The sequence below is a fragment of the uncultured Cytophaga sp. genome (genome assembly GCF_937863595.1).
In the GTDB taxonomy this organism is placed as follows: Bacteria; Bacteroidota; Bacteroidia; order Cytophagales; family Cytophagaceae; genus Cytophaga.
Genome location: NZ_CALMGQ010000146.1, coordinates 43,517 through 52,200, shown reverse-complemented (window position 1 = coordinate 52,200; position 8,684 = coordinate 43,517). Strand labels below are relative to the sequence as shown.

The 8,684-nt window shown below is 38.5% G+C and carries 5 protein-coding genes; 3 read left to right on the top strand and 2 right to left on the bottom strand.

Going from position 1 to position 8,684, the window contains the following annotated elements:
• Both Q0543_RS12835 and Q0543_RS12830 read right to left on the bottom strand, forming a co-directional pair.
• The coding region (locus Q0543_RS12835) for a LamG-like jellyroll fold domain-containing protein (protein WP_299253702.1) at positions 1 to 3,362 on the bottom strand (3,362 nt) is incomplete at its 3' end.
• 17 nt (positions 3,363 to 3,379) lie between these two features.
• Positions 3,380 to 4,348: a tail fiber protein gene (locus tag Q0543_RS12830; RefSeq protein WP_299253699.1), complete on the bottom strand. Its 969-nt coding sequence runs from the start codon at positions 4,346 to 4,348 to the stop codon at positions 3,380 to 3,382.
• Between the two features lie 441 nt (positions 4,349 to 4,789).
• Between Q0543_RS12830 and Q0543_RS12825 the strand changes: the two genes are divergently transcribed.
• The 3 genes from Q0543_RS12825 to Q0543_RS12815 are packed head-to-tail and all read left to right on the top strand — an operon-like array spanning position 4,790 to position 8,671.
• On the top strand, positions 4,790 to 6,094 hold the full coding sequence (locus Q0543_RS12825; RefSeq protein WP_299253696.1) for an SWIM zinc finger family protein: 1,305 nt from the start codon (positions 4,790 to 4,792) through the stop codon (positions 6,092 to 6,094).
• Between the two features lie 15 nt (positions 6,095 to 6,109).
• Positions 6,110 to 7,585 carry a DUF5691 domain-containing protein gene (locus Q0543_RS12820; RefSeq protein ID WP_299253693.1) on the top strand — a complete coding sequence of 492 codons (1,476 nt, stop codon included), beginning with the start codon at positions 6,110 to 6,112 and terminating at the stop codon, positions 7,583 to 7,585.
• A 9-nt stretch (positions 7,586 to 7,594) separates the two neighbouring features.
• Positions 7,595 to 8,671: an AAA family ATPase gene (locus tag Q0543_RS12815; protein ID WP_299253690.1), complete on the top strand. Its 1,077-nt coding sequence runs from the start codon at positions 7,595 to 7,597 to the stop codon at positions 8,669 to 8,671.
• Positions 8,672 to 8,684: the final 13 nt, after the last annotated feature.

Here is an 8,684-nt window from a genome sequence, read left to right as displayed (position 1 = left end):
TGATTTGCAGAATATTGAAAGGCTGTAGAAAACTGAGGATTCATACGCAAACCTGTATACAAGCCAATGTTATATCCATTTCCTAAATCCAAGCAATTTGCAGTTGCATCACATTGAGACGTTGGAATCACATCTACAAATACATTTTTACCATATACAATATTTGTAGAATTACCAATAAACACATCTCCATTCGCCCCCACAAAATCAGGCTCTGAACTCGTAGACCATTTTTTAGTATTACTTGTGGTAACTACAGATGTATTATTGTCAGTCCAAGTAGTGGATTGTTGAATACCAACACTTAAATCATTATCTGTTTGCGTTTCAATAATAACCCCAGCTCCAACACCAGCAAACGTAATTACATCTACACCCATACTGGCTGTAATTTTAGAATCTACATCTTCCCCATTTTCAACTTCATAAGAAATTTCTGTACTGGATGAAGTTCCTGCTTCATAATACGCATAGCTATTAGACCCATGTGGATCACGGATAATCATATTCACTACATTGGGCCCTGTTGTTACAAAGTTATTGCCCGTTGGCATACCACCCAATACATATCCTTTAAAGCCATTGCCATCTGAAGGCCAATCTGAAACGATTGATCCATTTTTTCCTGTAAATACTTTTACAGTCATACTTTTTTGAAAATCGCCAATGCCACCTGTTGTCGTATTTGGCAAACCACCACTGAATGTATAATCCAATTCTCCGGCACTATTCAAAGCAAAATTCTGCACTTTGGTTGTAACGGCTAAATCATTTTGAATCGTTACTTTACCATCAATCACTGGTACTTTGTCAATAGCATTTGATTTATCTACGTTTATGTATTGTTCAAAAACAGCAACCTTTGTTTTATATTCATTTCGTTGAATAAATATCGGCGCAGGAGTAATCCATTGTCCGTATGTATCTCCTGTAACTACAGGCACTACAGAACCATCTTGTGCAGTAACTTGACTTTCCCAAAAGCGATCTATGGACTTGTTTGGAGAAGTAATCGCAACCGTTGGATTTAATCTTAAAATATAATCTTGAATCACTTGATAATTTACACTATCAATAAACTTTGCGTAGGTAGTATCTTTAGTAGATGGATTTACAGTAAAATCCGTCACATCCACAATAGAGTCTGTTGCGTTTTTAACTGTAAATGCATTTGAAAAATCTAAGGTTGTTAAATAACTCGGACCAAATGTATAATTCGGAAATGCAGGTGCTGCACCCGTTGGATTACCCGCAACAATACTTTTGATGATGTACTTTTCTGGAAGCAAATACGCTACATATTCCCCTGTTTCAGGATCTGGTGTAATTTCTATTTGTGTGGGTTTTAATTCTGCTATTTTATAACCCGTGGTGCCATATTTTTTATAGCCTGTTTTGTGATCGTAGTACCCATTATCCCAGGTACGAATGCTATCGCCGGCACTGTTTTTTAAGTCCCACTCCTTTTGAGTAGTCAAAACAATTACTGAATTGCCAATATTGTTCTGCGTTTTGCCCATGCCTTCTACTTTTGAAGCTTGTACAGGACCACCAACAACTTTACCAATTACCTTTATACGTGTTGAATCTTGAAAACGAGTCTGAATGGTTACAGGCTGTTGAAAATCATAATAGCTTGAAGCAGATGGAAAATATCCCCCGCCTTTAAATACGTGCCCGTACTTTACCAACTGCAGTTGATGCTTACCGATTGGCACATCAATTTTAAATGCTCCTGAAGCATCTGTTGTTATTGGCGTTCCTGAAGATGTTAATGCTAATTTACCATCAATTGTGATTTGTACCCCATCTACCGGGAAACGTGTACCCTCATAAAAAGCCTGTCCTTGTACAAGGAATGAAGCAACATCTGTAAAGTTCACATCACTGTAAACATTAGAACCCGGACCAACAAACATCAATCGTTGGGTTGGGTCAAAACTATGAATGCCGAAAGCGGGAACAATGCTGTAGGTTGAACCGTCTGATGAGTATGGAATCCCTGTGATTAAATAATTACCATTGATATCGGTAACCCCTTTTACAGCTAACTGATTTAAGTTTGGCACAACAGATGACCAGCTTGCACCAGACATAAACCCATGTTTTTCATTGAATGAAAACCCTTTACGAGAAAGGTCATAGAAGTTTTCTCCAACTCCTTCGTTCATCCGATAATACCCAGACAAGTTTGTTTCTGTTCCAGAGATCACCAAAAACGTATTCACCAAAATATCACTTTCGGACAAAGACTTTTGCCAGATGCGAACCTCGTCAATAAAGCCTTTATAATTTTCGCTACCTAAGATATTTTTACCAATCAATAATTCATCGTCATTTGAAGTTGTTGTTCCTGCAAAAGCTACTTTTGTTTTATAAATAAGTTGGTCGCTGTACATCACATACAGCATCAACGAGTCAATGCTGCGAACCGCTGTAATATTAAAAAACGTATCTATCTTTTGAGTAAACGGAACATTGATGGTTGTTGTGCCAGCCGTAAAGGATACCTTACCAGGAGACTGAGTGATTTTATATTGTGAACCTTTCTGAAAAATTGTTGATATACCAGTTCCGGTTGGTTTTACCCAAGACTGAAATGTAAATTGACTTGAGAATTTAAATTGTACATCATTCAAGGGAGGAGAAACAGCTAAGTAGGATGTTGGCGTTCCATCAAGCAATAAACTTGAGCCACTGAAATTATCACTCGTTTGAGCAATTAAACTAACACCTTGTACAGCACCGCCACCTTGAAAAGTTACTCTACCCGAAACTTTACCGGAAGGCAATCTAAATCCTACGCCACTCAAGATGTTTAAATATGAAATTTGCTGTGGAAACAATCCATCAGCAAAAAGCTTGTATTCGTACATCACATTTGCTTCCGCATATTCATCACGCCAAGATGTCGCATCTTTTGAAATGTTTGCAACCTGAACCAGATTAGCAGTGCTACCCAATTCACGACGATAAATTTTATAGGCTGTTACATCCGATTGATAGCGTGCAATCTCCCAACTTAACTGTACATAGTCTGGATAATAACCTTTAGATACAAACATGTCTTTGTCAAACGCATTGGGTGCATAAACAAGTCCGTATTTAAAACCAGCCATTGCCTGGTCGCCCGTTACATTGATTGGTGCATTGATATGTTGCGATCCTACTACAGAACCACCATGAAAAGAAACCGAAAATGTATCGCCCAGTGCCGCGCTTTTATGAGATACAGATTGTCCAGACACATAATTCAGCACTTGCGGTATTGTAGTTTGTGCGTGCAGAAAAGAATATGGGAGCAGTACTAAAAAGAAAATACTCATCCATTTCTTTCCATTTTTTTGGAGAGAATACAGCATATGATATATCTTTAAGATTAGTATTTTATGATGTAATAAACGGCCGCATTGGCAGGACGCGTTTCAGCAACATTCCCGTTAGCGCTATTATTTACAGTCAAGCCTGTGGTACTGTTATTTGTACTTCCATCCACATACCACGTCCAGTTATCCCCATCGCCATTACCTGATCCAGCATTATTATCACCTGAAAATCTTTCATAACCAGTCCCTGTAGGGGCATTTTGCGCTTCTCTAAAATAACGATCTCTGTATCCGTGCGTATGTCCAAGATCTGTTACTCCATGATTGTGGGTTGCATATGCATCATCTTGCATGGATCCTATTGCTCGTGTACTTGGATCTGCGTATGTATCACTTCTCCCATCATTGATACCTCTTAAAAAAACACCTCTCAAATCGGGTACTTGAAAACTATTTTGACCTGTGCCACCCCAGGTAGTTGAAATAACATTATACAATTGTAAGTACATAGCAGATGTCCCATCCAATGTTTGTCCATTACATTGAATCCAGCCAGCAGGTATTGCACTAACCGGACCAGCGAATGGCATGATGCTTCCAACAGGTACACCGTTTTCAGCAGCACGTGCATAAGGAACTGCATTTAAAGCTTGATCGCTGATGGTAGTATAGGAACCACCTGTAGTCTTCTTCACTTCTACTTTAAGTTTATAATAAACAGATGTAAAATTTAATACTTCAAAAGGACCTCCTGTTTTATTGGTACCAGTGCCTACGGTTGCAGTGAAGACACCGTAAATATCAGAGGTTAATACTTGCTCTTCTGTGTAGGTTATTCCTGAACCTATATTGGGTGATAACGAAAACTTTACCGTAATACCTGTAGATGCTATCGCCTTCCCATCGGCACCAACAGCATAGCCTTGAAAACCAAAACCTTTGGTGGAATATTGAGCGAAAGTTAAAAATGAAGTAAAAAATAAAATAGCGATTGAAATGGAATGAGTAAATGCTTTTTGCATAAAATAGTTTTTAGTTACCGTCTTGTACGAAGAATTAATATTTTAGGACAAGTTGAAATTCATTTTTTAAAAAAAAAGTCATTAAATCATAACCATCAACAGATTAACATATATTTTTTTTATTTAACTATATAAAAAAGACATAGAAGGCATGTATGCATTGTGTATAAATTTATCCAATACGCGTTACATCTCATAATTCATTCGACCCTACACTATTACGATAACACCTTTATGCTATAAGCTTACTCCACCTCACAAATAGCGATGCTTTAAAACATCATAATAATTGATACAGAGCTATGTAGGTAAAATTATTAGTATTCCACATCCTTTGAACTTTAGGTAAATTTTATTTAGTTCGTATTCTTTATAATTGATTCATAAAAATGACTCGATACAAGGAATTTTAATTGATTCATATTTTATTCTACGCTTTTTATGCATTGGCAGGAAGAACAAGTAATTGCTTTATCACCAGATGATAGCTCTCTAAAATCTGGAAAGGATTTAGCAAAAGCAGATAAGTGGCAACTGCTGCAAAAATCTAAAAAAGCCATTTGGGGCGAATGCAAAGGCAGTGGTGCAAAGCCCTATCAAACCCAAATTGATCTAAACAATATTGCTTTCAAATGTTCGTGTCCCAGCAGAAAGTTTCCATGTAAACATGGACTTGGTTTGTTTTTACTTTTTGTCCGAGATACTTCCCTACTTAAAGAAACCGAAGCACCAGAATGGGTAAGCGACTGGTTGAAAAAACGCGAAGAAAAAAGCGAAAAGAAAACAACTACAACAGACAGCGTTCCCGACGAAGTCGCTCAAGAAAAACGTTCAAAGAAACGCGAAGCCAATGTAGAAGACGGCATTGCAGAATTACATCTCTGGATGAAAGACATGATTCGGAATGGCTTAATTGATCTTCCTTCTAAACCGGCATCATATTTTGAAAACATGGCGCGCCGATTGATAGATGCACAAGCGCCGGGCCTATCTAGAATGGTACGACAACTTGGCGAAACAAACTTTTTTGAAGAGCATTGGGAGTATGCGTATTTGGATTTAATGGCACGCATGTATATGCTCATTCAAGGCTTCACGCACCTATCGTCCTTACCATCCGCACTCACAGATGACATTCGCAGTTTTGTTGGTTTTACGCAATCGCAAGAAGCGTTAAAAGAACAAAAAGGCATTTTAGATCATTGGCTCGTTTTATCGGTTCAAATACAAACGGAAGACGAAATAACCACGGAACGCTATTGGCTTTGGGGAAGCCAAACAAATACCTTTGCCTTGGTGCTTCAATTTATTGTAAGAGGGCAAGGAAAACAATTATTACTTTCTCAGGGGATTCAGATTGAAGCAGAGCTGGTCTTCTATCCATCTGCAGCACCCTTACGAGCACTCATAAAAAGGCAAGTAAACAGTTCTATACCTATTGAAGTTGCAGGACTTGAAAACTGGGATGCGGTATTCGAAAAAAGAAGTAACCTATTATCTCTACTCCCCTTTCTGCCAACACAGCCATTTATTATTGAAAACGTTCAAGCAATGAATCAAAATGGCTTGTGGTATATATTTGATAAAGACCAACGTGCTATACCTATCCCTATTGAATGTACAGGTATTTACAAATGGTTATCTATAAGCGGTGGCGTGCCCGTTTCCATGTCGCTACTGGCATTGGAAACGAATAAATTTATGCCACTAGGAATTTGGCATCAAGAAGCATATTATTCTTTATAAAACACATTGCACGTTATGAATGAATCGTTAAAACAAACTGCAATGCTCGGCACGTCTAGAAAAGTATTGCAAGAATCCGACTTTCCTATTCCTTTGCAGGCATATTGCAACATCATTACTAAAAAATCGATTGAGCCAGAAGACGCCTTTTTACAAATACTTGCAGCAAACTTGCTGTATAACAAAAGCGGACAACAAGCTCAGTTGATCAATAATCAAACCGTTAAAATTTGTAATACAGAATCACTGGCATACATTTCCAAAGAAGGGATTGCGCTCCTTTCATCAATCTTAGAAACGGAAGATACCTATTATTTGAAACTATGGTTGGAAAAGGCCAAAAATTCAGGACACATTATCATTCCAGAATGGCTTCCAACATTATTCGAATTGACAGAAAATAATTCTACACTCTTCCAAGAAACAATAGCATGTAGTGGCGAACGTGGAATATGGCTTGCAGGATTCAATAAGTCATGGCAACCCAAAGAAAATTCACTGGAGACCAACCTATGGGCACATGGAACAATTGATGAACGCATAAAAGAATTAGTACGCGTTCGCTTAAGTAATCACGAAGAAGGCTTAAATCTATTGCAAGAAGTGTGGAGCGCAGAGAATGCATCAACACGTCTAATTTTATTGCAGGCTATTGAACAAACGCTGAATGCATCCGACGAAGAATGGCTCATCAGTATTCAAAAAGATAAAAGTCAAAAAATTAAAACTAAGAGTTTTGAATTGCAAGGGCGCTTACCCGACTCTTCCCTTGTTGAACTATATAGCAAATCACTCAAAGCAGTATTGTCTATAAAAAAAGGAAAAAGTTTATTAGGCTTATTGAATGCAATGCAGGTAGAAATAACAGAACTTAAAAACCCAAATCCTCTTTTGTGGGAATCGGGTATTGAAAAATTAAGCAACATAAAAGGGATTGATGATGCGGTATTTTTAGTGATGCAACTACTGAGTCGAACCCCTCCTAAGCTGCTTGAAACCATGTATGCACGTACTCCCAAAGAACTATTAAATCTATTACAAAATGATTCTATAGGGAAAAATTTAATCGAATCCATTACGCAGGCTACTGCTACGTTTAAGGATGTGCACTGGGCCGAACAATTCTTAGAACAGTTTCCGGATGCAGAAATGAATATGCTCATCCCTATACTTCCAGAATCCCTTCGATTAAACTATTTCATGAAGCACCTAAAATCAGATCCTTCAATGATTATTCCTACAATTGAAGCAAACCTCAGGGAATGGCCGTTAGAACTGAGTACACAGTTATTTACATTCACATCAAAAAACCCCTACAGTTATACAAAAACATTTTATGTACGTTGCCTAAAACAGTTACCGATACAAACACTGGCAATCTTACCTGCCATTAAAGTAGAAGAGTCGATTGAGCATTTATGGAACAACCACCGATCGATGATGATGCATCAATTGCAACTAAAAAAAGACATTCAAGAAACTATATTTTAACACATCAGTATGACACAACTTTTAAGAAAACATGCGGAACAATTGTTTGCGCACGAACTGGATGAACTTACGAAACAAGACAAAAGCGAAAAGCCCGAAAACTGGAAGTTATCTCCGCAGGCTGTTGTTCAGTATTTAATGGGTGGAAAATTAAAAAATGGTTTTGAAATTTCACCCAAATACATAGGCAACAAACGATTGATGGAAATTGCCGTTGCAACCTTAGTTACCGATAGAGCACTTCTATTGTATGGTCTGCCGGGTACAGCAAAAAGCTGGGTGAGCGAACATCTTGCAGCAGCAATCTCAGGCGACAGTACATTGATCATTCAAGGAACTGCAGGCACAAGTGAAGAAGCGGTTCGTTATGGATGGAACTATGCGCAATTACTTTCTGCAGGTCCGAGCGAAAAAGCCTTGGTAGAAACACCCATGATTCGTGCCATGAAAGACGGTAAACTTGCGCGTATTGAAGAGCTTACTCGTATGGGCTCTGACGTACAGGATACGCTGATTACAATCTTGTCAGAGAAGACCATGCCGGTACCTGAACTCAACACGGAGATACAAGCCGTGCGTGGCTTCAATGTTATTGCAACTGCCAACAACAGAGACAAAGGTGTAAACGATCTTTCAAGTGCCTTGAAAAGACGATTCAATACGGTAATTCTTCCGGTACCTGAAACCATCAACGATGAGATTGATATTGTGCAACGCAGAGTTGCCAGTTATGAGCAAGTAATGAAATTACCCGTGCAACCACCAGCATTGGAAGAGATACGAAAAATCGTAACCATCTTCCGCGAACTGCGTGATGGTGTAACGATTGATGGAAAAACAAAATTAAAATCTCCAAGCGGTACGCTAAGTGCGGCAGAAGCAATCTCGGTTGTAAACAGCGGACAAGCCCTTGCAGCATACTTTGGCGATGGCCGTTTAACAGCATCCGATCTTGCTGCAGGGATCTTAGGTGCTGTAGTTAAAGACCCTGTTCAAGACACCATCATCTGGAAAGAATATCTGGAAACCGTTGTAAAAAAACGCGACGAGTGGAAAGATATTTACAGAGCATGTCGTGATTTTTAATCAAATTCTTCGA

Coding starts and splice junctions, on each gene's coding strand:
- Q0543_RS12825 (WP_299253696.1), top strand. CDS start 4,790: ATGCATTGGCAGGAAGAACAAGTAATTGCTTTATCACCAGATGATAGC.
- Q0543_RS12830 (WP_299253699.1), bottom strand. CDS start 4,348: ATGCAAAAAGCATTTACTCATTCCATTTCAATCGCTATTTTATTTTTT.
- Q0543_RS12815 (WP_299253690.1), top strand. CDS start 7,595: ATGACACAACTTTTAAGAAAACATGCGGAACAATTGTTTGCGCACGAA.
- Q0543_RS12820 (WP_299253693.1), top strand. CDS start 6,110: ATGAATGAATCGTTAAAACAAACTGCAATGCTCGGCACGTCTAGAAAA.